This window comes from Sneathiella sp. D3-11 (genome assembly GCF_055809395.1).
In genome coordinates this window covers 2,359,239-2,383,439 of record NZ_CM147911.1, presented here as the reverse complement: position 1 = coordinate 2,383,439, position 24,201 = coordinate 2,359,239, and the positions used below count along the sequence as shown (strand labels likewise).

Sequence of the window (24,201 nt, the reverse complement as noted above, 5' to 3'; positions counted from 1 at the left end):
CTCGCTTCAAACTAAAATTCGAAGCGCCTTACATAATGGCTCATGGCCGAAAGGTACAGAAAAAATTTCACCTACAGGCGCAAATTTTCCAAATATCAGGAAAAAACGCTCTGTAGCTTCATAGCAATCCCCATATTACCAGCGATTTTCAGCTTACCCATCATAAAGGCGGTTGTGGGGTCCAGTTCACCTTTTGCCAAAGCTTCGAAATTCTCTTTCGTAATTGTAATGGTGCAATCGGCCTCTTCATCTTCATTAGAGATAGTGTTTGGCACAGACGCCGCATCGACGAAAACGATCCCGTCATCACCAAAATCGAATTTCAGCGTCGCATCCAGGCCACTATCCTCCCCAACACGTTCCCGCATGCCTTCAGTAATCTCTTCTAGCGTCGCCATCTTTCTTTTCCTTTCAGCATTAGACCAAAACTGTCTATAAATTAGGGTATAAGACCTACCTGAGTCCTCTACGATAAAATTGACGTTAACGTAAACGTCAACCCAAGGTCTGTCAAATGCTGATCCAGTGTGAGGCTGCAACGTCGGGGACCAAATGAAACGCAATAATAATAAAAAGAAGCGCGGGAGAAGTAGATGAGTTATCGATCAATTTATCGGCCGGGACTGTTTGACGGTCAATCCATTGTCATCACCGGTGGCGGCAGCGGGATCGGTCGCTGCACTGCGCATGAACTTGTCTCACTCGGGGCAAAGGTTGCGTTGGTCGGGCGCTCGCTGGAAAAGCTGGAAACGGTGCAGGCTGAATTGTCCGAAGCTGGTGGTGAGGCCACTATTCATACCTGCGATATCCGCGATGAGGAGGCCGTCAAAGCGACTGTTGCGGAAATCATCGCACAACAGGGCGCCATTCATGGCCTTGTCAATAATGCCGGAGGACAGTTCCCCGCCAAGCTTGAAGAAATCACGCTCAAAGGGTGGGATGCAGTCATCAAGACCAATCTCACCGGTGGATTCCTGTTCGCGCGGGAATGCTATGTCCAGTGGATGAAGGAAAACGGCGGCGGCCCAATCGTCAATATGGTTGCGGACATGTGGAATTCCATGCCGGGCATGGGCCATTCTGGCGCCGCGCGCAAAGGCATGGTGAGCTTCACCGAAACGGCGGCACTTGAATGGGCCTCGGCAGGCGTTCGAGTCAACGCTATCGCCCCCGGCATGATTGTCTCCTCCGGCATGGATACCTATCCGGATTGGTGGAAAGAAAGGGTGACGGCCCGCATTGCCTCCCACCCCGTGAAGCGAATGGGAACCGAATCGGAAGTTTCCGCTGGCATCATCTACCTGTTGTCTGAAGCGGCCTCTTTCATAACTGGGAGCTGCCTCCGCATTGATGGTGGCGCACCAAATATCCGCATGAACTGGGACATGCCGGACCACAAGAATAATAAAGCCTTCAATGGCTTTCATCTGACCGACATACCGGCTTTTTTGCGGGAGAATGAAGAGTGATTTACGGAACGGAGCATCAGGAGTTGATCCGCTCTCTCACTAAGTTTATTGATCATGAAATCAACCCATATGTCGATGAGTGGGAGAAAGACGGCGCCTTCCCCGCCCATGAGCTTTTCAAGAAGCTCGGGCAGCAGGGATTTCTTGGTGTTTGCAAACCGGAGGAATATGGCGGGCTTGGCTTAGATTATTCCTACAGCCTTGCCGTCTCCGAAACCCTCGGCCATATAAATTGCGGTGGCGTTCCCATGGCTATCGGCGTGCAAACCGATATGGCAACCCCAGCGATTGCCCGTTTCGGCTCCGACTATGTAAGGGAGACTTACCTCAAACCCGCCATCACCGGCGATTATGTTGCTTGTATCGGGGTCTCGGAACCCGGCGCAGGATCCGACGTAGCCGCCATTAAAAGCAATGCCCGCAAAGATGGCGATGATTACATCATCAACGGACAGAAAATGTGGATCACCAACCGCGCGCAGGCTGACTTTATGTGCATGCTGGTCAACACCAGCGATGGCCCCATGCATGAAAGCAAGTCATTGATAGTTGTGCCGATGGACAGCCCCGGCATCACTCTCGCCCGAAAGCTCGATAAGCTGGGCATGCGCTCATCAGATACGGCGCAGCTTTTTTTCGAGGATGTTCGCGTACCGCAACGGAACCTGATCGGGGAAGAAGGCAAAGGCTTCACCTACCAAATGATGCAGTTCCATGAATAGCGTCTCTGGGCCGCAGGCGCAGGCCTGAAGCCCCTAGAAAAGGCTATTAGTGACGTTATCGACTATGCCCAGAGCCGCGAGGCGTTCGGCAAACCGCTAATCGATAATCAGTATATCCATTTCCGTCTTGCGGAGTTGCTGACGGAAGTGGAACAGCTGCGCTCCCTCGCCTATCGGGCGGTATATAATTACGTGCGCGGGGAGGATGTGACAATGCTGGCCTCGATGGCGAAACTGAAAGTCGGACGCCTGACGCGCGAAATTGCCGATGCCTGCCTCCAATATTACGGTGGCATGGGATTCATGAACGAAACGCCTATCACACGGCTCTATCGAGACGGTCGCCTTTCCTCCATCGGTGGCGGTGCGGATGAAGTAATGCTCGGCATTATCTGCAAATATATGGATACCCTGCCCAAGCAGCGGCGAGGTTAGCGCAGATACATTCAGACGGCAGAAATCAAAAGACCCGCTCTTCCAATGGAGTAAAGAAGAGCGGGCCTCGCTTACGCGATGACAAGGGTATCGCGTCTAAAAATCAGCTTTTTTCTTACCGTGTTTTTTCGACCCCATTTTCTGGAGTTCATCCCCGGAAAGGACGCCGTCATTGTTGCTGTCGGCAGCCTCGAAACGTGCTTCTGATGCCGCGGCAAACTCTTCCTTGGTTACCGTACCATCTTTATCCTTATCGAGGATTTCAAGCATCCGGGAAGAATGGCGCTCCTTACGCTCTTCACGCTTCATTTCGTGAAAGGCGCGAGCTTCTTCCTTGTTGATGGTGCCGTTTCCATCCGCATCAATCTTGTCGAAGAATTCCTTCTTTTGAACAGTCATTTCTTCAACACTGATGGTGCCGTTCCCATCTTTATCCAGCTTTGAAAACCGCTCTGTGGATTTCGCGGTCATTTCTTCGAACGTGATTTCACCATCCTTGTTGGTATCCAGCCGTTCAAAAATCCCGCCCTTATGCGGGCCTTTCGGTGCATCGTCCGTTGCGGCATAGGCAAGAGCGGGAATTGCCAAGGCGGCAATCACAGAACCAATAATAATCTTACGTTTCATTACTCAAGTCTCCTTCATTGGTTTGACTTACCTATTCAACGAACTCCGAAATATGTTTCCGTCGGAAAAAGAAAATTAATTTTTCAGGATATCTGAGAAAAATATATTGAACATAGTTCATTTATACGGATAATGTTTATTATTCGGAGGCACAGTTATGAATGACGTGCAAAAAAAGCGAAGGCGCGCTGAAAGTCTGGCGAAGTTCAAGCGGCAGCATATTCTTGCCGCAGCGCGCCGGATTTTCGACGCAGAAGGAACAAGCGGCCTCAATATGCGGGCCATTGCAAAGGAAGCCGGCTATTCACTAGGGGCAGCCTACAGCTATTTCCGCACCAAGGAAGAAATCGAAGTTGAATTACTAGCCGTCATTCTTGGCGAGGTGACGCGCCATATCAAAGCAACCCTTCCGCACCAATCCGGCAACAGAGGCACGCAGGCATTCTCAATTTTTTCGACCTATTTTCGGGAGCGGCCGGAAACTCGCAGGCTCTTCCTTGTATCTATCGCCGGGTTAGGTGAGAAATCAGACGACATCCCTGCCTCCACTCGGAAAGAGCTGAACAGCCGTCTGCTTAGCCTGATGGGCCTGCTGGCAAATGATTTGCATCAACGGACTCCGGCCTCTGCCGCCCACGCTCAGGAGGAAACAACAGATTTCGTCACTTATCTGCTGGGACTGATGATACTCGAAAGCGGCAATTGCCTTAAATTGCTGAAACAAAACAGTCAAGAAATGGTCGACCGCCATGGTAAACGGATGCTATTAAGAGTGACCCAACAATAAGAACAACAAGTAAGTGTATGGACAGGAGCCCCCTTAATGAGCGGTTATATGGAGAGCTATCGCGGTCAGGTACTGACGCGAGAATGCGATCTTCTGGGACATATGAATATTCAATATTACGGTTCCCGCATCAGTGTGGCGATGTGCAATATGTTTTATGTCATCGGCCTGGACCCTGAGGACTTGAAAAACGGCAAGCGAGGCCTCGCTGTTGTGCAGCAGGACTCCCGCTATGTCGCAGAGCTCCATGCAGGCGACATCATTCATATGGAAAGCGCGGTTGTTGGAAGTTCGGAAAAGACTGTTACCTTCGATCACCGTCTCTATGACAGTGCAACCGGTGCTCTTGTATTTTCGAGCAGGATGACATCAGCCTATATGGATCTTGAAAGCCGCAAGGCTATCTCCTTAAGCAACGCGATCCGACAAAAGGTCAATGATCTAATGACCAATGGGGAGGATGCAGCATGAACAAGCTTCTTTCTCTCTATCGCGGCGGTGTCGAGGCCTGGGAATGCGACCAGATGCGCCATATGAATGTGCAGTTTTATATGTCGAAAGCCTCCGACGCCTTTGCCCATCTACAAAATACGCTTGGTCTCTCCCCTGCGCTTATCCGCTCTACCCGCAAGGGCCTTCGATTCAAAACCATTCGTACGCAGTATAAATCAGAGGTGCATGTGGGCACGCCGCTCTATGGCCTCGGCGGTGTGCGGGAGGTATCGGGCGATCTGATTGTCGGCTTTATCCATATTTTCAATGCGATCAATGACGGGCTATCGGCGGTTTATGAATTTACCGCCGACTATGCGGACTATGACACGGACGCATCTCTGCCCCTGCCTGATGAGGTTAGGACAGCCGCAGAGGAGCTTGTAGATCCGCATACGGAGAGTTTTCAGCTAAAACCCTTCGCCGGCACTTTCATGCCGGACCGTCCGCTCAATCATATGTTTGACAGCGCGCGCGGTTCCGTGGATGTTTGGGAATGTGATCAGTTTGACCATATGGAGATGCGGCATATCGTAGGCTATTTCTCTGATGCAGCAACTCATATTATAAACGAAGTCGGTCTCACACGGGAAGTTATCCGTAGCCGCAATCTCGGGTCAGCGGCACTAGACTACCATTCGGAATTCCACGCACCGATCAGGAAGTCCACCGCGATCTTGCTTAAAAGCGGGCTTATCGACGCGGAGGGAAAGTTATTCCGTTTTGGCCATAACCTATTTGATATGGACACAGGCAAATTGGCAGTCACAACCACTGTCATTGGTTGCTATTTTGATATGGCAACGCGAAAATCCGTTCCCATTCCAAAAGAATTTACGGATTACCCTGCGGGTAAACTGCTTAAAGAGCAGATGTAAAGCACTTCTTAAGGAAAATAAAAAGCACCGAGACCTATTCGAAGCTTCGGCGACTACACATAACGAAACGGGGAGTTTTACGTAAAACTCCCCGACGCGTACGATGCTGAAACATCTTATATTGTCAGACCTTATCGCCCTTATAGACTTCGGGCGATAAGCTCTTTCATGATTTCATTAGTACCGCCATAGATGCGTTGCACACGGGCATCGGCATAGGACCTGGCGACACGGAATTCCCACATAAAGCCATAACCGCCATGAAGTTGCAGGCACTCATCGATAACCTTGTTTTCAATATCGGAGCACCAGTATTTCGCCATGGCCGCCGTCGCAACGTCCAGCTGACCTTTCAGCAACTCCTCAATACATTTATCGACGAAGACCCGTGCGATCTGAACCTGTGTCTTCTGTTCGGCCAGTTTAAATCGGGAATTCTGGAACTCTATAATATTCTTGCCGAAGGCGCTGCGGTCCTTGGTATATTCGATCGTTTCTTCGAGAACCGCCTCCATTGTCGCTGTGGCACCGATGGCGATCTGAAGCCGCTCCCATGCGAGTTCCTGCATCAGGCAGAAGAAGCCCTTGCCTTCCCCACCAAGCATATTGCTGGCCGGAACGCGGACATCATCGAAGAAAAGCTCCGCTGTGTCCTGCGCCTTGAGGCCCAGCTTATCGAGATTACGACCCTTCTCAAAACCGGGTGTATCCGCTTCGACCAGAAACAAAGACGTGCCCTTCGCGCCCGCGGTTGGGTCAGTCTTAGTCACAACGATCACCAAATCGCACATATAGCCATTGGTAATAAAGGTTTTAGAGCCGTTTATAATATAATCATCACCGTCCTTTACGGCACGGGTTTTCACGCCCTGCAAATCGGAGCCTGCGCCAGGTTCCGTCATGGCAATCGCGCCAATCATCTCTCCGGTCGCCAATTTTGGGAGGTACTTCTTTTTCTGCTCCTCAGTGCCGTAATTAAAAATATAGGGCGCAACAATCTCGGAATGCAGGCCAAACCCGGGGCCAGTTGTACCGGCGCGCGCCTGCTCTTCCATCATGATAATGCTATAGAGTTTATCTGCACCGGCACCACCATACTCCTCAGGGATTGGCATGCACAGAAGACCCTGCTTACCCGCTTCCCGCCAAGCATCGCGGCTCACCTGACCGTCTTTCTCCCACTGGGCGTGATGCGGAGTGATATGTTCCTCGTAAAACCGGCGAACTGATTCCCGGAAAATATTGTGTTCTTCGCTGAAAATGCTTCTTTCGATCATCTCGCCACCTTTGTTTTTAATTTTAGTGCGATTTTTCCCTGCAATTGACATTTTGTCAATTTGATCATGAAGTTTAACGAGCTGCCCTGTCAGATACCACTAAAAAGTAGATAGCCAGCCGCGTTTTGTACCTCACGAAATAAAGGCGGGATCAAGCCCCGCCTTCAGATTCCTGAAACTAGAAAGCTTCCGCATCCAGTTCCATCATGGTTTTTGATCCGGCGCTCATCTTCACGAGGAGGGAGGAAACATCCGGGATCATGCGCTCAAAGAAGAAACGCGCGGTGACCAGCTTGGTGTTATAGAATTCCGAATCATCTGTTCCTTCCGCAAGTTTCGCTTTAGCGATCTTCGCCATCTGCGCCCACATAAAGCCAAGCGCAACAAGGCCAAACATCCGGAGATACTCGGTTGAAGCTGCGCCGGCTTCATCGGGGTTTTTCATCCCCTTCTCGCCGATAAGCGCTGTACCTTGCTGCAACTTCGCGAAGGCTTTGGCCAACGGCATGACAAATTCCTTCTGTTCAGGATCCATCATATTTTCCTGGATGAAGGCGTCCACCGGATGGAAGAACTGGCGGAGGTTTCGGCCCAAATTCTGAGGCAACTTACGCCCCACAAGATCCAGCGCCTGAATGCCGTTCGCTCCTTCATAAATCTGGGTAATGCGAGCATCGCGAACAAACTGCTCCATCCCCCATTCATGAATATAGCCATGACCGCCATAACACTGCATTGCGGTCGCGGCGAGTTCGAACCCCATGTCGGTGAAGTAGGCCTTGATAACCGGCGTTAAGAGTCCGAGTGCCTCGTCGGCTGCGCGGCGCCCCTCTTCATCGGGGTGTTTTTCCACCATATCGACCTGCAACCCGGCCCAGAGACCGAGGGCACGCGCGCCTTCTGTAAAGGCGCGGATCATCAAAAGGTTCCGGCGGATGTCGGGATGTACGATAATCGGATCAGCGGATTTATCCGGTGCTTTGACGCCCGAGATGGAGCGGCCCTGCAAACGATCTTTCGCATAAATAACCGCATTCTGATAGGCAACTTCAGCTTGGCTGAGACCCTGAATCCCAACGCCCAGCCGGGCGGCATTCATCATGGTGAACATGGCCCGCATACCTTTATGCTTCTCGCCCAGCAACCAACCTGTCGCATCATCATAGTTCATGACGCAGGTGGAGTTGCCGTGGATACCCATCTTGTGCTCAATTGAGCCACATTCAACCCCGTTGCGCGTCGCCGGGTTTCCATTTTCGTCCAACAAGAACTTCGGTACAATAAAAAGAGAGACGCCTTTGATCCCATCCGGTCCTCCCGGAATTTTGGCAAGCACGAGATGGACGATATTGTCCGCCATGTCATGCTCACCGGCGGAAATAAAGATCTTCGTACCGGTTACCTTGTAGCTGCCATCGTCTTGAGGCACTGCCTTGGTACGCATAAGGCCCAAGTCCGTCCCGCAATGCGGCTCGGTCAGGTTCATGGTGCCGGTCCAGTCGCCGCTCACCATTTTCGGAAGCCATGTCTGCTTCTGCTCATCAGTGCCGTGCTTATGGATCGCGGCATACGCCCCATGGGTCAGGCCCGGATACATGCCGAACGCCATATTGGCAGCGCTCATCATCTCGGCGAAGGCAATGCCGATAACATGAGGCAACCCCTGCCCACCATATTCCGGATCGGCATCAAGCCCCATCCAGCCCGCAGCGCGATATTCGTCATAGGCTTCCTTGAAACCGGTCGGGGTTGTTACTTCGCCATCTTTCCAAGTGCAACCTTCCTTGTCACCAACCAGATTGAGCGGCTGGATAACCTCGCTCATCAATTTACCGCCCTCCTCGAGGATAGCATCGATCATATCGGGCGTCGCGTCTTCGAACCCCGGCATGTTGGTCATCTTGTCGAGACCCAAAAGGTCGTTGAGGACAAATTTGAAGTCTTTTACCGGTGCGTTATAAACAGGCATCTCGATACTCCCTTAATTCCTGAGCGGCTTGCCGGTGGTGAGCATATGCTCAATCCGGTCGAGCGTCTTATGATTATGGATGAGGGTCATGAAGCCTTCGCGTTCCAACTGAAGCAGCTTCTTTTCCGTCACTGGTTCTGTAATGTCAGTGTCACCACCGGTTAGCACTCGTGCAACCTGCTCGCTGACGACACCATCGTAGGCCGTGGCCCTACCCATTTCGACAAAACCGGAAACCGCCATGTCGAAAGCGGCAGCCGCTGTCGCGCCAGGGAGGTTGACTTCCACCGGTTCGGGTTTAGTGTAGCCATCTACCATTTCAAGCGCACGCGCCTTCGCATCGGCGAGCACACGCTTGCGGTTCATGGTGACCCGGTCACCATCGCGCAAGATCATCATATCACGGGCCTCTGCTGCGCTGGTCGCGACCTTGGCGGTGGAGATGGCTTCGAATACACCAGAAAGCGCAGGCATTGCACCACCCGGGCGTTTCTTGTTTAGCATCGCGCGGATCACCAGTTCCTTGCATCCGCCGAAGCCGGGGATAACACCGACACCAACCTCGACAAGGCCCATATAGCTTTCCGCATGCGCCTGAACAGCAGCCGCCGCGAGAACAATCTCACACCCACCACCAAGGGCCATACCCGCAGGCGCCGCAACCACCGGGAAGGGCGCATATTTCAGTTTCATCAATGCGTTCTGACCTTCGGAGATCGAGTTTTCGATCACCGGCCACATCGCCGCATTTGCAGCAAAAAGCGCAAGGCCGACATTCGCACCAACTGAGAAGTTATCCGCGTCGTTGCCTATAATAAGCGCCTTGAAGCCTTTCTTGTCGATCTTGCCAGCTTCCACCAGCATGGCGACCACGTCCTGATCGATGGAGTTCATCTTAGTGTGGATTTCAAGGCAAGCAACGCCATCGCCAAGATCCCAGATGCTGGCGCCCTTGTTGGAAACCACAGGCTCACCGCCTCGCTTGATATCGGCGAGCATCCACGCGCCTTCCGCAACGGGCACGACAGCATAATCGCCGTCAACCGTCATGAAGTAAGCGTCCTTGCCTTCTTCCTTGTAAAGCGGACGATCACCGACTTTTTTGAGAAATTCCGGCACCGGCAACCCTTCCGCTTCCAGCCGGTCGACAAAATACTGGTTGCCAAGCTGATCGAGCTGTTCGAACGGGCCGTATTTCCAAGCATAGCCAGTTTTCATCGCCGTATCGATAGCGATAATGTCATCTGCAATCTCACCGACCAGCGACGCCGCGTATGAAATCGTCTTTGAGAGAATCGCCCATGCGTACTCTGCACCCTTATCCTCAAACTCAACGAGAGCCCGCAGGCCCTTCTTCGCCGCCTTCACGGAACCAAGTTGTGGCTTTTGCGCCTTCGCATATTCACCGGTCTTGAGGTTGCGGGCTTCCTTTACTTTTTTTCCGCCTTCTTTATTCATGCGGTAGAAGCCACCCTTGCCCTTACGACCAGTATAACCGTCTTCAATCATCTTGGCAGTCATCGCGACCAGAGGATGGTTGGGATCATATTCCTTCGAAAAAGCGTCACTTGCGGGGAGTTCCGATAGCATAGAGGCGATGACTTTCGGACCCAGGTCGATCCCCGTCAGGTCACCAAGGCCGAAGATCCCGGTGGAGGGAATGCCCATCGGTTTACCGCAAACTGCGTCCGCCTCTTCAACCGTAAGGCCAAGGTCATAAGCTGAACTTGTAGCGACGGACGACCAGTAAATACCAATGCGATTGCCGACAAAGCCCGGGGTGTCATAGCAATCAACGACTTCCTTTCCAAGCGAGATATCCGCGAAGTTGCGCAAATCTTTCAGCGCTTCTTTTCGCGTATGCTCCCCACCAACTAGCTCAAACAGCCGCATGTATCGCGGCGGGTTGAAGAAATGAGTAATGGCGAAATCTTTCTGCAGGCTTTCGGGCAACCCCTCCATCAAGGTTTTAAGTGGAATGGTAGAGGTGTTGGAAGTTACGATTGAGCCATCTTTTCGAACGCCATCGAGGCGTTTGTAGAGGTCCTGCTTGAGGCCGGTATTCTCGATAATCGCCTCGCAGATCCAATCGCAATCAGCAACAAGGTCGAGGTTATCTTCCAAGTTTCCTGTCGTAACCAGCCGGGCATTCTTTTTGTGCATGAACGGCGCCGGCTTGGTTTTCAGCATGGTCGCAACCGCGCCCTCGGCCAGCATATTCTTGTTTTTCGCGTCCTTCGGAACGATATCCAGCAGCACAACCGGAACGCCCGCATTGGCGACATGGGCGGCAATCGCTGCGCCCATAACGCCGGCGCCTATTACAGCGACTTTTTCAATAGCCATGATTAGCAGGCCTCCAGAACCGTGGCGATGCCCTGTCCGCCGCCGATGCACTGAGTTGCTAGACCAAGCGCCTTGCCTTCGCGTTGCAGAAGGCTCGCGACCTTGCCAGTGATGCGCGCGCCCGTCGCACCCATCGGATGACCGAGCGCGATGGCGCCACCATCGAGATTGGTTTTGGCGAAGTCCATGCCCGATTCTTTCAAGACCGCCAAGGCTTGCGCCGCAAACGCCTCATTCAGTTCAATGATATCAATATCTGCGAGAGTGACGCCCGCACGCTCCAGCGCCTTCTTGGTGGCCGGAACCGGACCGATACCCATCAATTCTGGCGCGCAGCCCGCAACGGCAATCGACTTGATCCGTGCAAGTTTTTTCAGCCCGTTCGCATCGGCATATTCCTCAGAACAGACCAGCGTTGCCGAGGCACCGTCGGTAAGCGGTGAAGATGTCGCCGCCGTAACAGTACCATTCTCATCGAACGCAGGCTTCAATCCTGCAAGAGTTTCCATCGTAGTGTCAGGCCGGATACACCCATCCTGCTCCACACGGATGTTGCCGTCAACAATCGGGACGATCTCATCACTGAACTTGCCTGCTTCACGGGCAGCTGTCGCACGAGCGTGACTTTCAACGGCCACCTCTTCCTGCTCTTGGCGAGAGATGCCATATTTTTTTGCGAGGTTTTCTGCCGTTATCCCCATGGAAACATAAGCCTCGGGATAAGATTTATAGAGCCCGGGATGCGGAGCGGGATTGAAACCGCCCATCGGCACGCGGGTCATGCTTTCAATACCGCCGCAAACAAAAACTTCGCCTGCGCCCATCTGGATCGCACCAGCGGCCATATGGATCGCCTGCATGGAAGAACCGCAGAAACGGTTAACCGTCGTTGCCGCCGTCGATTTCGGAATGCCCGCCAGAAAGCTGATGATGCGCGCTACATTCAGGCCCTGCTCTGCTTCCGGAAAGGCACAGCCGATAATCACATCCTCAATATCCTCGACATTGACACCAGTCGTAGCAATCAGCCCCTTGACCACCTGTCCCGTCATCTCATCAGGTCGGATCTTGATCATCTCCCCCTTATTTGCGAGGGTGAAGGGAGAGCGTGCATATCCCGCGATTACGACATTTCTCATTGTCTCGACTTCCTTTCAGATCGTATAAATGAACCGGCTACTCCCGGTCGTTTTCTATAGTTTTACCCCAGAATATAGGGCTCGATTTTGACGAAATCTACTTTAGCTGACCCTTTAAACAGGGTTTCAGGCAATGGTTTTTCTGCAGCCGTCCGCCGCTAAGTCGCCGGACGCTAAATGTTCCTTCAACTGGGAGATACCGTCTTCCAGTTCTGAGATGGCCTCATTTATATCAGCCCTTTGCGTGATTAGCTTTTCGAGCTGCTCTTCGCATTTATTCAGGGTGAAGGTGAGTTGCCCTGTACTACCGCTCTCCGGCGAGTACATATCCAGCATCTTCTTGATATCTTGCAGACTAAAGCCGAGGCGACGACCCCGCAGGATAATCTTTAGCCGCCCGCGGTCTTTACGGGAATAAATACGTGTTGTGCCTTCCCGCGCGGGATTCACAAGCCCCTTGTCCTCGTAAAAACGAATTGTGCGGGAGGTTACACCGAATTCCTCAGCAAGCTCCGTGATGGAGAAGCTGACACGACCTTCTTTGTCAATTTCTGCTCTGGCATTCATTATACGTATAGAGTCCCAATCCTGTTTTACGGAAACGATTATACTTTACGTTTACGTAAACGTCAACCTTGGGCGGACAGCTTGGAGTTATTGGATTGGGCAGGGTATTATTTGGTATAATGTAAAACAAATATAAAGGGAGATGCAAGAAATGGCGGCGAAAATTACTGAATACACGGATTTCTGGCCCTACTATCTGCGGGAACATTCCAACGTGAATTGCCGCCGATTGCATTATCTCGGTTCCACGCTCGCTTTGCTATGCCTGATCGCCGCGATTATTTTTATGATGCCCTGGCTGATCCTCTTTGCACTCGTCGCCGGGTATGGACCTGCATGGATCGCGCATTTCTTCGTTCAAAAGAACCGGCCAGCGACTTTTACCTACCCGTTCTGGTCACTCTTCAGCGATTTTCGTATGTTTTTTTATTGGCTGGCCGGAAAATTGCCCGAAGAACTCAAAAAAGCTGGAGTTTGACAAATTATATTCGATGCAGCTCTATCGGCCACTGATAATCCTCGCTCAGTTCCAAACGGAAAGTTACCTCGGTAATGTATTTGGCAACTAGCTGCTCGTTGAATATCTCGTGAATACGTTTCCAGCCATTTTTGGCAATAGTCCGCGCTTCGTCATCATGCTCATTGAAATAGGCAATTCTTTCAAGTAGTTGATCGAAATCATCGTAAAAGGCCAATTCATCCTCTTTGAAAATCCGGTCATAGCCTGTCCGGCGATGGATAAAGGTCATCAGACCGTTGCCGATATATTGTGCCATCCGGTCCGAGCTATACAGCGGATCCCCCTCTCCCTGACTGAGGTTCAAGCCCATTCGGGCATTCCCAAGGTGCCGCTGATAGACAATGCTCGCAAGTGGGATCTTGCCGCGCATACCAAGAATTTCAATTACCTCATCGCCGAACCTGTCAAGAATTCGGCTGGCAATATTAAACCGCTCACTCTCCGGCAGCGCGTTACCCATGCCATAAAACAGTCGGAATTGAGGGTCGTCATTCTCAAACGCTCGAACCGTATCTATCGACTTATCAACGAGGTTCGGAAAATAGGAAACGACGTTATTCTTACGGGCGAACTGATTGAGTTGATCGCCCGCAGTCGTGATAAAAATCGCATCGGATTCATCCGCATGCGCCGTAATTCTGTTGACATTATCGGGATGCCAGAGTGCATCAAAATTATAGGTCGCAATTTTGATATGCGGGACGGCCTTACGTATCTGTTTCAGCGTAGTCGCAAAAATGGGGTCCGCATGGCCGATGACAAGCAGGTCCGGCCAGAAATTCTTTGCGGTTTCCAAGAGGCGGAAATTTGCCGGAACAATCCCGAACTTACGAGAACCGAACCAGGTTGATGCACGCGCGATATCGCGGTCGCTGAACTGGTATATTTGATGGCCATTCCGAATGAATCCGTTTGCCAGCTTCCTGTTTGAATCATAAAAGCGGGCACCGTTGGATTTCTCGTTGAAATTTCCAACATAAAGGACACGCATGCTAACTCCTGAACATCTTCGTCGCAGACAATAGTCGCCTAGATACCTTGGTGGTCGCGCACTTCACAAGAAAATTCTCAAAGTTTGTCTCGTCGACAATCAGCAAGCATGACGATAACAGCAAATTGAAGGTAAAAATTGGCTCTGAATTAGAAGTTTTCCCTAGGTCCCCTTCCCTTCCAAGGCCATTTAATGTATAGCCAACAGAATCGGCGTCACTCCCCGCCGAAGCCACTCAAAAAAAGAAGGCCAAAGCTGTCGAATGACTGTTTATCTGCCCATTGCCGAAATTTCAGTCAATCTGTTTCTGATCTTGGGCATGGGCGGCGCAATCGGGCTACTCTCAGGAATGTTTGGTGTTGGCGGCGGCTTTCTAATGACACCACTGCTGATATTTGTCGGCATCCCACCGGCAGTGTCCGTTGCCACAGTTTCCAACCAGATTACGGCCGCGAGTGTGTCCGGCGTTCTCGCCCATTGGCGACGTGGAAATGTTGACTTCAAAATGGGCTTTGTTCTCCTGATTGGCGGTATCGTTGGGTCTGTCGCCGGTGCATGGATATTCACAATCCTTAATTCGGTCGGCCAGCTCGACCTGATGATTTCTCTGTCTTACGTTATTTTTCTCGGAACAATTGGCTTCTTGATGTTGTTTGAAAGCGTAAACGCGTTGATCAACACACGGCGAGGCACAGTAAAGCGCAAGAAACTTCATCAGCATTATTGGATCCACGGCCTCCCTTTCAAAATGCGGTTTCGAAAATCAAAGCTCTATATCAGCGCTCTGATGCCGCTTGGCATTGGTGCCCTGGTGGGTATCCTTTCGGCTATCATGGGTGTAGGTGGTGGATTCGTTATGGTTCCGGCGATGATCTATCTTCTTGGCATGCCGACCAGCGTTGTGATTGGCACCTCCCTCTTTCAGATTATATTTGTGACGGCAAACGTTACGTTGTTACATGCCATCAATACGCAGACGGTAGATGTCATGCTGGCCCTTCTCCTGATGAGCAGTTCGGTTGTTGGGGCCCAGATTGGCACTCGCTTCGGCACCAAATTGCGCGGAGAACAGCTTCGCAGCCTCCTTGCCCTGCTGGTCATCATTGTCTGCCTGAAACTGGCCTTCGACCTCGTGATCACGCCGGATGATCTATATTCGATTGGCGCGGGGGGCATTGATCGAATGTTCTTTTCCACGAGACTGCAAATAAAAACCTTTGCCATCTTTTACGCGCTTGCTTTGACATGGGCACCTCAAAGCCATGCTCAGTCATCATTAGTCACTGATATTTCTTCACATTTAGTCTCGGTGACGTCCGATTTCACAGGTACAGAATTGCTTCTCTTTGGCGCAATTAATATCGACGACGATGAAGAAGGACCGAACCGCGGTGATGTACTGGTTGTCGTCCGTGGCCCGGAAAACGACGTCATTGTCCGGCGAAAAGAGCGAGTTGCCGGTATTTGGGTCAATACTAAAGCAATAGAATTTGCCCGCGTACCAAGTTTCTACGCCTTAGCGAGCAATCGGCCAGTGCAAGAAATCGCGCCACCGGATGTCCTTAAGCGTCTCCGTATCGGGCCTTCACGTCTGAACTTTCGCGCGGCCGAATCTGAGCAAGAAAAGCTCCCATTCGAGGAAGCCATTGTCCGACAGAAATCTCTGGCAAATCTCTATTCAGACCAGGAAACAGCGGTCTATTTTCTTGGTGATACCCTTTTCCGGACAACGATTGCTATCCCGACGAATGTGCCGGTCGGAGACTATATTGCCGAATTTTATCTCTTCAAAGACGGAGAGCTATTGGGTGCCCAGTCGTCTCCGTTGTTCATCAAAAAATCAGGGCTCGGGCGGCAAATCTATGATTTCGCCTATGATTACCCAGCGCTTTACGGTATCGCAGCAATCCTCTTAGCGTTGCTCGCGGGCTGGATCGCCTCTGCCATCTTCCGCAAGGATTAAAGTCTTTTAAATAAAGGTCATTTTATTTTGGCCGCAGTTCGATTAAAATAAACTGCACTAATAGTAACCACCCTGATATCCCGGAAAAACAAAAAGAATGGAGCGGGGCATTTGAGCCAACCCAACAAGACTGAATTTGTTCCAATTGCTATTGGCGTTCTCGTGCTGTGCTTTTTGATGGGGCTAGCCGGTCGTTTCGCATTCGAAAATTTTCCCAACCTTGTTTCACCGCTTAGTAACGAATTCCAATGGCCGCGCGGCACAGTGGCCTCCATCTACTCATTTGGTGCAGTTATCACAGGACTTACTGGACCTCTTGTCGGTATCCTGTTTGACCGGCTTGGCCCGCGCAGCGTTTATGGAATTGGTATTTTGTCTGCTGGCGTCGGACTGATGCTTGCCAGCTTTGCAACAAACATCTGGCAGTTCTATTTGACGATCAGCCTGCTCGTCGGTTTTTCCGCTTCCTGCTGCGGCAATGTGCCCAACGCCGCCATGGCCAGCCGATGGTTCAGGACACAAATCCCGCTCGCTCTCGCCATCATCTATTCTTCAATGGGTGCCGGCACTCTCATCGGGCTATCCCTTTCGCAGATTTTCATCGAGAATTATGGCTGGCGACAGGCGGAACTCCTACTCGGCTTCTGTGTTCTTAGCCTTCTTGTCGTTGTATTTCTTCCATGGCGTCGCATTGCCGCGGGCAGTACAGAACTTACCCGTCCGCAGGCTACCGATGTCAAGAAACCGGAAATAGAATGGACTATGTCCAAGGCGGTCCGCACACTACCATTCTGGGGCTTGGCATCCGTCTTCTTTTTCACCGGGAATGGCATGTTCTCGGTGGTTATTCAGGCAGTTACGTACCTTATAGAAGCTGGGTTTACCCCAATTGAGGCGTCGGTGAATTATGGCTTGTCAGGGTTGCTTATTCCTGTCGGCATGCTCGGCGCGGGATATATCGCCTTAAAAATTGGGCTCTTCAAAACGGCCATGATCAGCTATGTCATAACAATCGCGGCGGTGATTTTTATATGGTTGCTAGATCGATCGGATCACCTGTTACCGCTTTACGGTTTCATTATCTGCTTTGGCCTTTCAATGGGATCGCGTGGGCCGATGATTGGTTCCATCTCGTCACTTCTCTTTCATGGACGCAATTTTGGAACCATTTATGGCGGGATTGCCGTCGGGGGCGGATTTGGCATGGCCAGCGGATCCTATTTCTCAGGCCTTATTTTTGACCTGACAGGAAGCTATGATGCGGTATTCACCTATTCAATTATTTGCCTTGTCATCGGCGCTGCCCCGTTTATCCTGATAAAAGAAATTAGAAATCAATCATGGTAAGTTTGGACGGACCAGAAGGAGCAAAAAATGCCCATGGGCTTTGAAGACGTTTCCATCGAAGATTTTGCAATGGCCATTCCAGATGGCGCAAAGGTTGCAATTCCGGCGGATTATGCCGGCGTTTCCATGGAGGCGACCCGCGCCCTTATCCGGCGTCGCGTGAAAAACCTTCACCTTGTCGGCGTTCCAACCAGCGGGCTACAAGCCGAACTGCTGATCGGTGCCGGTTGTGTTAAGATGTTCGAAAGTTCCGCGCTTACGCTCGGTGAATATGGCCCTGCACCCCGCTTTACAAAGGCGGTGCGTGAAGGCAGTATTGACCTCATTGACGCCACATGCCCGGCCATTCATGCGGGGCTGCAAGCGTCACAGAAGGGCATACCTTTTATGCCCCTCCGCGGTATCTTGGGAAGTGATGTCCTGAAAAATCATCCGGGCTGGAAAGTAATACAAAATCCATTCGCAAACGAAGAGGATCCGATTGTTGCCATTCCCGCGATACAACCGGATATTGCCCTCTTTCATGCGCCCCTCGCGGATCGGGATGGCAATGTCTGGATCGGACGCAAGCGGGAGTTGGTAAATATGGCCCATGCGTCAAAGGCCGCATTCGTCACTGTCGATGCTATTTCAGAAACCAGCTTGTTCGAGACGGAGGAAAAGGCAGCCGGAGTGCTCCCCGCTCTCTATGTTGGCAAAGTTAGCGTCGCCCCGAACGGCAGCTGGCCACTTCCTTTCTGGAATGGAGCAGAAGTCGATGACGCCCATATGCGCCGCTATATGGATATGGCCAAGAGTGACGAAGGCTTTCAGGATTATCTCAATGAATTTATTCTACAGGAGACGGTCCCGGCATGACGAATACAGCAGAGGAAAAGAAGGCACTTATCTGCCTTATTGCCAATCTCCTGCGCGATTGCAATCACGTCTCTGTGGGTGCCGCCTCTCCGATCCCTGGCGCAGCAGCCCTGCTTGCCAAGGCAGCTTGGGGCAAGCCAAGGTTCGTCAATATCCTTGGGTCCGTCGCCAATAATTTCTTCACCGGCGGCGGCGGGGAGCTGTTTGATTGCGCAGCACAAGGACGGATTGATGCCTTTTTCCTTGGCGGTGGGCAGATCGACGGGCAGGCGAATATCAATCTCATGGGGCGCGGTAACTATCCGAATTGCAGCCCGAGATGGCCGGGCACGTTCGGCTCCGCTTATCTTTATTTTCTAATACCGAAAGTGATCCTGTTCAGAGAGGAACATTCCCGGCGAACTCTGGTGGAGAAAGTAGATTTCATCAGCGCGCCTGGCATTTCCGATGAAAAGACCTATCGCAAAGGCGGCCCTTTCGGTTTGCTGACCAGCAAGGCATTCTTTCATTTTGACAAGGACAAGAAACGCTTTCGCCTGGAATCCATTCATCCGACCAGTTCGCTGGAGGATATCCTTGATAATACAGGATTCTCCTTTGATTATACGGAAGATACGCCTCTGACCTCCCCGCCGGACCCGGCACTGCTCGAATTACTCAACCGGGATGTACGGGAGAAAGTAGCGGAAGTCTACCCGAATTTCGCGGACACGATATTTCCGGTGACTTCACACGCCGCACAGGATATTTAACCCTTCACGAAAATAAAATTAGAAGTAGGACCAACATGTCTAGTAAAGGCGCCCTTTCGGGCTTGAAAGTGATTGATCTTTCCCGTGTTCTCGGGGGGCCATTCTGTACCCAGATGCTGGGGGATCACGGTGCCGAAGTCATCAAGATTGAACCCCCGCAGGGCGATGAGACACGCGGCTGGGGCCCGCCCTATAATGATGCCGGAATTGCGGCCTATTTCTCTGGAACCAACCGTAACAAGCGATCCATCGCCCTCGACATCCGTCAGGATGAAGGCAAGAAGATCCTTCTCAAGCTGTTGGAAGACGCGGATGTCATCGTTGAGAACTTCAAGACAGGCAGCCTTGAAAAATGGGGCCTTGGCTATGACGAAGTTCTTTCCGAAAAGTTCCCTCGGCTCATCCATTGCCGTGTTACCGGCTTTGGCGCAGATGGCCCGTTCGGTGGATATCCCGGATATGACGCTGTTATTCAGGCCTGGGCAGGCCTCATCAGCATTAATGGATCTCCCGATTCCGGTCAGGTTCGCCTTGGAATCCCGCTGGTTGATCTTGGAACCGGCATGAATGCGGTTATCGGGATTCTGATGGCGGTGAACGAACGGCATGTCTCCGGCAAGGGACAATCGGTGGAGGCATCCCTGTTCGACACCGGGATACAGCTGCAGCATCCGCATGCCGCAAACTATCTGATGTCTGGTAATGCGCCTAAACTGACAGGGAATTCGCATCCAAATATTGCTCCGTATGATCTTTATCCAACACGGACGACACCTGTCTTCCTTGGTGTCGGCAATCACGGCCAGTTCACAAAACTCTGCGCATCTCTGGGTGAGCCGGAACTCGCGAACGACCCACGATTTGCAGACAACTCACTTCGTGTGAAAAATCGCAATGCCTTGAATGAGGCTCTGAACAGGCTTTTTGCTGACAAAGACGGAGTGGAAGTGGCGACACAGCTACTGGCGGCGGGCGTTCCCGCTGGTGCCGCCATGTCTGTTCCTGAGGCGATCAACCATCCACACACCCGCCATCGTAATATGGTCGTCGAAATGGATGGCTATAAAGGCACAGGGGTTGCCGTTAAACTGAGCCGGACTCCGGGATCCGCAAAGTCGATCCCGCCTGCCTTTGGCGCGCAGGGCCGTGACATCCTTAAGGAACATGGCTTCGGCGATGATGAAATCGAGAATTTTGTAAGTGACGGTGTTTTATGGGAACAGCCCAAATGACTGTCTGAATCCTAAATTTTCAATTCGGGGGTTGAAGTCGGTTCGTCCCCGTCTGATAGTATAAAGTGAGATAACCACGGTGGGCGCACCACATAAACGAAGGTGGACAGAAAAATGGTGAAATTTGGTGTAAATCAGTCAGTGGAGCGTAAAGAGGATTTTCGTCTTATCACCGGAACGGGCGAATATACCGACGACATCTCACTGGATGGGCAGCTTTATGGATATATGCTGCGGTCGCCGGTCGCCCACGGAAAAATCCTCTCCATCGACATTGACGAGGCGAAACAGGCCCCGGGTGTCGTAGACATCATCCTCGGACAGGAACTGGAAGCCGACAAGGCAAACCAGCTCCCCTGCATGATTCCGCTTAAAAATCGGGACGGCAGTGATCGTGCGGACCCCGGCCATCAGGTGCTCGCCACGGAAAAGGTTCGCTACGTGGGTGATAATATCGCCTATGTTATTGCGGAAACTCTTACTCAGGCAAAAGACGCCGCAGAATTGATCTATGTCGATTTCGAAGAAGAGGACGTCGTCGTTGATACGAAAACAGCGAACGCGCCGGGTCAGCCGCTGGTCCATGACAATGTCCCGAACAATGTTGCCTTCGACTGGGATCAGGGGGATGAGAAGAACATTCAGGACGTCTTTGCCAAGGCGGACCATGTCACCGAGATTGAACTGATCAACAACCGGGTTGTCGTTAATTCAATGGAACCACGCGGCCTGATCGCGGATTGGAACGGCACTGCGGGAAAAATGACCGTGCATATGGGTACGCAAGGTGGCTGGGTCCTCCGCTCCTTACTGGCCAACTCCATTTTGCATTTACCGGAAGAAGACATACGCGTCCTCACACCGGATGTCGGCGGGGCCTTCGGCATGAAGCTTTTCTTCTATTCTGAATGCGCCGTCACGGTCTGGGCTTCCCGCAAGCTAGGACGGCCGATCAAATGGATTGGGGAACGAAGCGACGCATTTCTTTCCGATACGCAAGGGCGCGATCATGTGACCCGCGCCAAGCTCGCTTTCGATGCCGATCACAAAATTACCGGCATGATGGTGGAAACCAATGCCAACCTCGGCGCTTATCTATCCACTTTCGGCCCGTTGATCCCGACTATGGCGGCAGTAAAAGTTCTGCCGGGCGTCTATGACATCCCAAATTTCTATTACCGCAGCATCGGCGTCTTCACTAATACAGTGCCAGTAGATGCCTATCGCGGCGCGGGCCGGCCAGAAGCCATTTATGTGATCGAACGGCTGATGGATACAGCTGCGCGAGAACTTGGTCTCGGGCAAGATGAGATCCGCCGCAAGAACTTCATTCCCGTTTCTGCTATCCCTTATACGACCTCTACCGGCTGCGTTTATGACAGTGGGGAATTTGAGCGAATTATGGATCGGGCGCTCGTAACATCCGACTGGGCGAATTTCGCCGAGCGCCGCGATGCCTCCGCCGCGAACGGAAAACGTCGAGGTATCGGCATGTGTTATTATATCGAGGCAACTGCCGGCAACCCAACTGAGACTGCCACTATCCGTTTCGAGGACGATGATCATGTAACAGTTGCTGTCGGCACTCAATCCTCCGGACAGGGCCATTCGACCGCCTATGCACAGATTGTCGCAGAGCGGCTGGGTGTCCCTTTTGAGAATATTGAGATTGTTCAGGGCGATACGGACAAGATCAAGTCAGGTGGCGGCACAGGCGGCTCCCGGTCCCTCACAACGCAAGGACCGGCCATCCATGCGGCGAGTGACGAGGTGATCAATAAAGGGAAAGAGCTTGCAGGCCACTTCCTTGAAGCGGCGGCTGTGGATATCGAGTTCTCAGCCGAGGAGGGCGAATTTGCAATCGCCGGAACGGACCGCAAGATCGGCATTCTTGAACTGGCCCATCGCGCCCGAGGTCTGGGACAACTTCCGGAGAACCTCGCGGAGGGTCTGGATTCAGAAGCAAGCTTCACGGTCGAGGCATTCACCTATCCCAACGGCTGCCATATTGCAGAGGTCGAAATCGATGAACTCACCGGCGCGACAGAGGTTGTCCGCTATGTCATCGTCGATGACTTCGGCACAATCGTCAATCCAGCTCTGGTCCGCAATCAGGTCATTGGCGGCGTCGGTCAGGGAATTGGCCAGTGCTCTTACCGAACATACGGTCTATAGCGACGATGGGCAGCTCCTGACCGGATCCTACATGGATTATGGCATGCCACGCGCGGACAATATCCCGCTTGATCTACTCTATGAAACGATCGAGGTCCCCTGTACCATGAACCCGATGGGCGTTAAAGGCTGTGGGGAAGCTGGGTGTATTGGCGCGCCGCCCGCCGTCATAAACGCGATTATAGACGGCCTTGCCGATCTTGGTGTCCGTCATGTCGACATGCCCGCAACGCCGCAGCGGGTGTGGAATATCATCCAGCAAGCAAGTTAGACGGTCTGCCGCTTGACCAGGATTTTCATTGATGCAGATGCCTGCCCGGTAAAGGACGAAATTTATCGCGTCGCCGGGCGGCACCAATTGACGACCTATGTGGTCAGCAATAGCTGGATGCGCATTCCGCAAAGCCAGCTTATCGAGCAAATTGTCGTCGATGATGGCTTTGATGCGGCAGATAACTGGATTGCCGAAAATGCGAATTCGGGTGATGTCGTTATTACATCGGATATACCGCTTGCGGATAGAGCTCTCAAGAAATCTGCTGTCGTCCTCGGCCCGTCTGGTAAGGCCTTTACCGAACAATCCATCGGCATGTCCCTCGCCATGCGCGACCTTAACGCGCATCTTCGCGAAACCGGCGATATCTCAGGCGGCAACGCCCCGTTCAGTAAAAAAGACCGCAGCCAGTTCCTGAATGTATTGGAGAACACTCTGCAGAAACTGCAGAAGGGATAGGGTTACTCCCCACTCATCTCCAAGATCTTATCTGCCGCCAATACTTATTTTCTTGGCGGCAGATAATAAGGGATTATTCTCTTGTTATCTCTACATTCGAAGCATCAAATCTGGGCATACCCGCCGTCGACGAATACTTCGCTACCAGTCATAAAGCTGCTATCGTCAGAGGCGAGGAACGCTGCAACAGCTGCCGTTTCGGAAGGATCGCCGATCCGGCCCAAGGGCGTCTTTTCAATGAAGCCTGCGACAATTTCATCTTCCACCCCGGTTGTTGCAAAAATATCCTTGAGCTTTTGCGTTTCCGTTGCCCCAGGGGAGAGGACATTGACCCTGACACCCGTGCCCTTGAGATCGAGAGCCCAGCTTCGGGCGAAGTTACGAACTGCTGCTTTTGATGCACTGTAAACGCTCATAGCGGGCGTACCCGTCACCCCCACAGTCGACCCTGTCAGGATAATTGAGCTGCCAGACGCAAGCAGCGGAAGCGCCTTTTGAACCGTAAATAGCGTGCCTTTGACGTTTATCTCAAATGTTTGAGCGTAATGGTCCGGGGAAATCTCGCCAAGGGAGGAAAACTCACCAATCCCGGCATTGGCGAACAAAATATCGACACCGCCCTTCTCAGTTTTCACCGTTTCGAACAGATTATCCAGATCCGCCAGGTTCGTGATGTCGCCACGAATTGCGCGTGCGTTTGTGCCAAGTTCGTCCAATGCAGCGTCCAGAGCATCCTGCCGACGCCCGAAAATATAGACAAATGCGCCTTCGGCCAAAAACCGCTTAGCTGTCGCCAGGCCGATCCCGCTTGCGCCACCGGTGATGACAGCTGTTTTTCCTTCAAGCTTACCCATGATTTGATCTCCTTTATTTGAAACTAATCTGGAGATATGGAATAGTTTCTTTTTGACAAGTATGCACC

The 24,201-nt window shown here is 52.0% G+C and carries 20 protein-coding genes and 3 pseudogenes; 14 read left to right on the top strand and 9 right to left on the bottom strand.

The genetic code is table 11. From position 1 onward, the window contains the following. Positions 1-95: 95 nt before the first annotated feature. Complete coding sequence (locus AC0L73_RS12165) at positions 96-398, bottom strand: SCP2 sterol-binding domain-containing protein (RefSeq protein ID WP_227947949.1); 303 nt, start codon at positions 396-398, stop codon at positions 96-98. Positions 399-593: 195 nt separating this feature from the next. Here AC0L73_RS12165 and AC0L73_RS12160 point away from each other — a divergent pair, with 195 nt between their 5' ends. Together AC0L73_RS12160 and AC0L73_RS12155 are read left to right on the top strand one after the other, a co-directional pair. Beyond that, positions 594-1,469 carry an SDR family oxidoreductase gene (locus AC0L73_RS12160; protein ID WP_227947950.1) on the top strand — a complete coding sequence of 292 codons (876 nt, stop codon included), beginning with the start codon at positions 594-596 and terminating at the stop codon, positions 1,467-1,469. Next, positions 1,466-2,626 (top strand): annotated as a pseudogene (locus AC0L73_RS12155) (acyl-CoA dehydrogenase family protein). The gene AC0L73_RS12160 and the pseudogene AC0L73_RS12155 overlap by 4 nt, the downstream one beginning before the upstream one ends. A gap of 96 nt (positions 2,627-2,722) precedes the next feature. On the opposite strand, the gene AC0L73_RS12150 reads toward AC0L73_RS12155, so the two are convergent. Then, positions 2,723-3,253, bottom strand: a complete 531-nt coding sequence (locus tag AC0L73_RS12150) for an EF-hand domain-containing protein (RefSeq protein WP_473653848.1) — start codon at positions 3,251-3,253, stop codon at positions 2,723-2,725. A gap of 157 nt (positions 3,254-3,410) precedes the next feature. On the opposite strand from AC0L73_RS12150, the gene AC0L73_RS12145 reads away from it, so the two are divergent. The 3 genes from AC0L73_RS12145 to AC0L73_RS12135 are packed head-to-tail and all read left to right on the top strand — an operon-like array spanning position 3,411 to position 5,410. Beyond that, positions 3,411-4,040, top strand: coding sequence for a TetR/AcrR family transcriptional regulator (locus tag AC0L73_RS12145; protein ID WP_473653847.1), 630 nt, complete (start codon positions 3,411-3,413; stop codon positions 4,038-4,040). A 36-nt stretch (positions 4,041-4,076) separates the two neighbouring features. Continuing rightward, positions 4,077-4,511 carry an acyl-CoA thioesterase gene (locus AC0L73_RS12140; protein ID WP_227947956.1) on the top strand — a complete coding sequence of 145 codons (435 nt, stop codon included), beginning with the start codon at positions 4,077-4,079 and terminating at the stop codon, positions 4,509-4,511. Next, complete coding sequence (locus AC0L73_RS12135; protein WP_227947957.1) at positions 4,508-5,410, top strand: acyl-CoA thioesterase; 903 nt, start codon at positions 4,508-4,510, stop codon at positions 5,408-5,410. The genes AC0L73_RS12140 and AC0L73_RS12135 overlap by 4 nt, the downstream gene beginning before the upstream one ends. 140 nt (positions 5,411-5,550) lie before the next feature. On the opposite strand, the gene AC0L73_RS12130 is transcribed toward AC0L73_RS12135, so the two are convergent. From AC0L73_RS12130 to AC0L73_RS12110, 5 genes are all read right to left on the bottom strand, one after another. Continuing rightward, a complete protein-coding gene (locus AC0L73_RS12130) occupies positions 5,551-6,687 on the bottom strand; it encodes an acyl-CoA dehydrogenase family protein (RefSeq protein ID WP_227947959.1) in 1,137 nt (378 codons plus the stop codon). Between the two features lie 178 nt (positions 6,688-6,865). Further along, entirely contained in the window at positions 6,866-8,656 is a 1,791-nt protein-coding gene (locus AC0L73_RS12125; protein WP_473653846.1) for an acyl-CoA dehydrogenase C-terminal domain-containing protein, read from the bottom strand. A gap of 12 nt (positions 8,657-8,668) precedes the next feature. After that, the gene (locus tag AC0L73_RS12120) at positions 8,669-11,002 is read right to left on the bottom strand and encodes a 3-hydroxyacyl-CoA dehydrogenase/enoyl-CoA hydratase family protein (RefSeq protein ID WP_473653845.1); all 2,334 of its coding nucleotides are present in this window, start codon (positions 11,000-11,002) and stop codon (positions 8,669-8,671) included. Between the two features lie 2 nt (positions 11,003-11,004). Next, positions 11,005-12,141: a thiolase family protein gene (locus tag AC0L73_RS12115; RefSeq protein WP_227947962.1), complete on the bottom strand. Its 1,137-nt coding sequence runs from the start codon at positions 12,139-12,141 to the stop codon at positions 11,005-11,007. Between the two features lie 126 nt (positions 12,142-12,267). Beyond that, on the bottom strand, positions 12,268-12,708 hold the full coding sequence (locus AC0L73_RS12110) for a MerR family transcriptional regulator (RefSeq protein ID WP_227947963.1): 441 nt from the start codon (positions 12,706-12,708) through the stop codon (positions 12,268-12,270). A gap of 151 nt (positions 12,709-12,859) precedes the next feature. Between AC0L73_RS12110 and AC0L73_RS12105 the strand changes: the two genes are divergently transcribed. Further along, positions 12,860-13,186: an Mpo1-like protein gene (locus AC0L73_RS12105; RefSeq protein WP_227947964.1), complete on the top strand. Its 327-nt coding sequence runs from the start codon at positions 12,860-12,862 to the stop codon at positions 13,184-13,186. A gap of 4 nt (positions 13,187-13,190) precedes the next feature. Here AC0L73_RS12105 and AC0L73_RS12100 read toward each other — a convergent pair whose 3' ends face one another. Further along, the gene (locus AC0L73_RS12100; protein WP_473653844.1) at positions 13,191-14,219 is read right to left on the bottom strand and encodes a glycosyltransferase; all 1,029 of its coding nucleotides are present in this window, start codon (positions 14,217-14,219) and stop codon (positions 13,191-13,193) included. Positions 14,220-14,481: 262 nt separating this feature from the next. Here AC0L73_RS12100 and AC0L73_RS12095 point away from each other — a divergent pair. The 8 genes and pseudogenes from AC0L73_RS12095 to AC0L73_RS12060 form a co-directional block, all read left to right on the top strand. Then, positions 14,482-15,381: pseudogene (locus tag AC0L73_RS12095) on the top strand (sulfite exporter TauE/SafE family protein); the annotation flags it as partial. Positions 15,382-15,402: 21 nt separating this feature from the next. Then, positions 15,403-16,182, top strand: coding sequence for a TIGR02186 family protein (locus AC0L73_RS12090; RefSeq protein WP_227947967.1), 780 nt, complete (start codon positions 15,403-15,405; stop codon positions 16,180-16,182). 111 nt (positions 16,183-16,293) lie between these two features. Further along, entirely contained in the window at positions 16,294-17,529 is a 1,236-nt protein-coding gene (locus tag AC0L73_RS12085; protein WP_227947968.1) for an MFS transporter, read from the top strand. Positions 17,530-17,556: 27 nt separating this feature from the next. Then, on the top strand, positions 17,557-18,387 hold the full coding sequence (locus AC0L73_RS12080) for a CoA transferase subunit A (protein ID WP_473653843.1): 831 nt from the start codon (positions 17,557-17,559) through the stop codon (positions 18,385-18,387). After that, positions 18,384-19,139 carry a CoA-transferase gene (locus AC0L73_RS12075; RefSeq protein WP_473653842.1) on the top strand — a complete coding sequence of 252 codons (756 nt, stop codon included), beginning with the start codon at positions 18,384-18,386 and terminating at the stop codon, positions 19,137-19,139. The genes AC0L73_RS12080 and AC0L73_RS12075 overlap by 4 nt, the downstream gene beginning before the upstream one ends. A 35-nt stretch (positions 19,140-19,174) precedes the next feature. Further along, positions 19,175-20,371: a CaiB/BaiF CoA transferase family protein gene (locus AC0L73_RS12070; protein WP_473653841.1), complete on the top strand. Its 1,197-nt coding sequence runs from the start codon at positions 19,175-19,177 to the stop codon at positions 20,369-20,371. A gap of 114 nt (positions 20,372-20,485) precedes the next feature. Continuing rightward, positions 20,486-22,817 (top strand): annotated as a pseudogene (locus AC0L73_RS12065) (xanthine dehydrogenase family protein molybdopterin-binding subunit). A 12-nt stretch (positions 22,818-22,829) separates the two neighbouring features. Further along, positions 22,830-23,279 (top strand): YaiI/YqxD family protein, encoded by a 450-nt coding sequence (locus AC0L73_RS12060; RefSeq protein ID WP_227947973.1) that lies wholly within the window; start codon positions 22,830-22,832, stop codon positions 23,277-23,279. Between the two features lie 104 nt (positions 23,280-23,383). Here AC0L73_RS12060 and AC0L73_RS12055 read toward each other — a convergent pair whose 3' ends face one another. Next, on the bottom strand, positions 23,384-24,133 hold the full coding sequence (locus tag AC0L73_RS12055; protein ID WP_473653840.1) for an SDR family NAD(P)-dependent oxidoreductase: 750 nt from the start codon (positions 24,131-24,133) through the stop codon (positions 23,384-23,386). Between the last annotated feature and the right edge of the window lie 68 nt (positions 24,134-24,201).

What these genes read in the sequence shown, in the direction of transcription:
- AC0L73_RS12165 (WP_227947949.1), bottom strand. Translation starts at nt 398, where the DNA reads ATGGCGACGCTAGAAGAGATTACTGAAGGCATGCGGGAACGTGTTGGG.
- AC0L73_RS12160 (WP_227947950.1), top strand. Translation starts at nt 594, where the DNA reads ATGAGTTATCGATCAATTTATCGGCCGGGACTGTTTGACGGTCAATCC.
- AC0L73_RS12150 (WP_473653848.1), bottom strand. Translation starts at nt 3,253, where the DNA reads ATGAAACGTAAGATTATTATTGGTTCTGTGATTGCCGCCTTGGCAATT.
- AC0L73_RS12145 (WP_473653847.1), top strand. Translation starts at nt 3,411, where the DNA reads ATGAATGACGTGCAAAAAAAGCGAAGGCGCGCTGAAAGTCTGGCGAAG.
- AC0L73_RS12140 (WP_227947956.1), top strand. Translation starts at nt 4,077, where the DNA reads ATGAGCGGTTATATGGAGAGCTATCGCGGTCAGGTACTGACGCGAGAA.
- AC0L73_RS12135 (WP_227947957.1), top strand. Translation starts at nt 4,508, where the DNA reads ATGAACAAGCTTCTTTCTCTCTATCGCGGCGGTGTCGAGGCCTGGGAA.
- AC0L73_RS12130 (WP_227947959.1), bottom strand. Translation starts at nt 6,687, where the DNA reads ATGATCGAAAGAAGCATTTTCAGCGAAGAACACAATATTTTCCGGGAA.
- AC0L73_RS12125 (WP_473653846.1), bottom strand. Translation starts at nt 8,656, where the DNA reads ATGCCTGTTTATAACGCACCGGTAAAAGACTTCAAATTTGTCCTCAAC.
- AC0L73_RS12120 (WP_473653845.1), bottom strand. Translation starts at nt 11,002, where the DNA reads ATGGCTATTGAAAAAGTCGCTGTAATAGGCGCCGGCGTTATGGGCGCA.
- AC0L73_RS12115 (WP_227947962.1), bottom strand. Translation starts at nt 12,141, where the DNA reads ATGAGAAATGTCGTAATCGCGGGATATGCACGCTCTCCCTTCACCCTC.
- AC0L73_RS12110 (WP_227947963.1), bottom strand. Translation starts at nt 12,708, where the DNA reads ATGAATGCCAGAGCAGAAATTGACAAAGAAGGTCGTGTCAGCTTCTCC.
- AC0L73_RS12105 (WP_227947964.1), top strand. Translation starts at nt 12,860, where the DNA reads ATGGCGGCGAAAATTACTGAATACACGGATTTCTGGCCCTACTATCTG.
- AC0L73_RS12100 (WP_473653844.1), bottom strand. Translation starts at nt 14,219, where the DNA reads ATGCGTGTCCTTTATGTTGGAAATTTCAACGAGAAATCCAACGGTGCC.
- AC0L73_RS12090 (WP_227947967.1), top strand. Translation starts at nt 15,403, where the DNA reads ATGTTCTTTTCCACGAGACTGCAAATAAAAACCTTTGCCATCTTTTAC.
- AC0L73_RS12080 (WP_473653843.1), top strand. Translation starts at nt 17,557, where the DNA reads ATGCCCATGGGCTTTGAAGACGTTTCCATCGAAGATTTTGCAATGGCC.
- AC0L73_RS12075 (WP_473653842.1), top strand. Translation starts at nt 18,384, where the DNA reads ATGACGAATACAGCAGAGGAAAAGAAGGCACTTATCTGCCTTATTGCC.
- AC0L73_RS12070 (WP_473653841.1), top strand. Translation starts at nt 19,175, where the DNA reads ATGTCTAGTAAAGGCGCCCTTTCGGGCTTGAAAGTGATTGATCTTTCC.
- AC0L73_RS12055 (WP_473653840.1), bottom strand. Translation starts at nt 24,133, where the DNA reads ATGGGTAAGCTTGAAGGAAAAACAGCTGTCATCACCGGTGGCGCAAGC.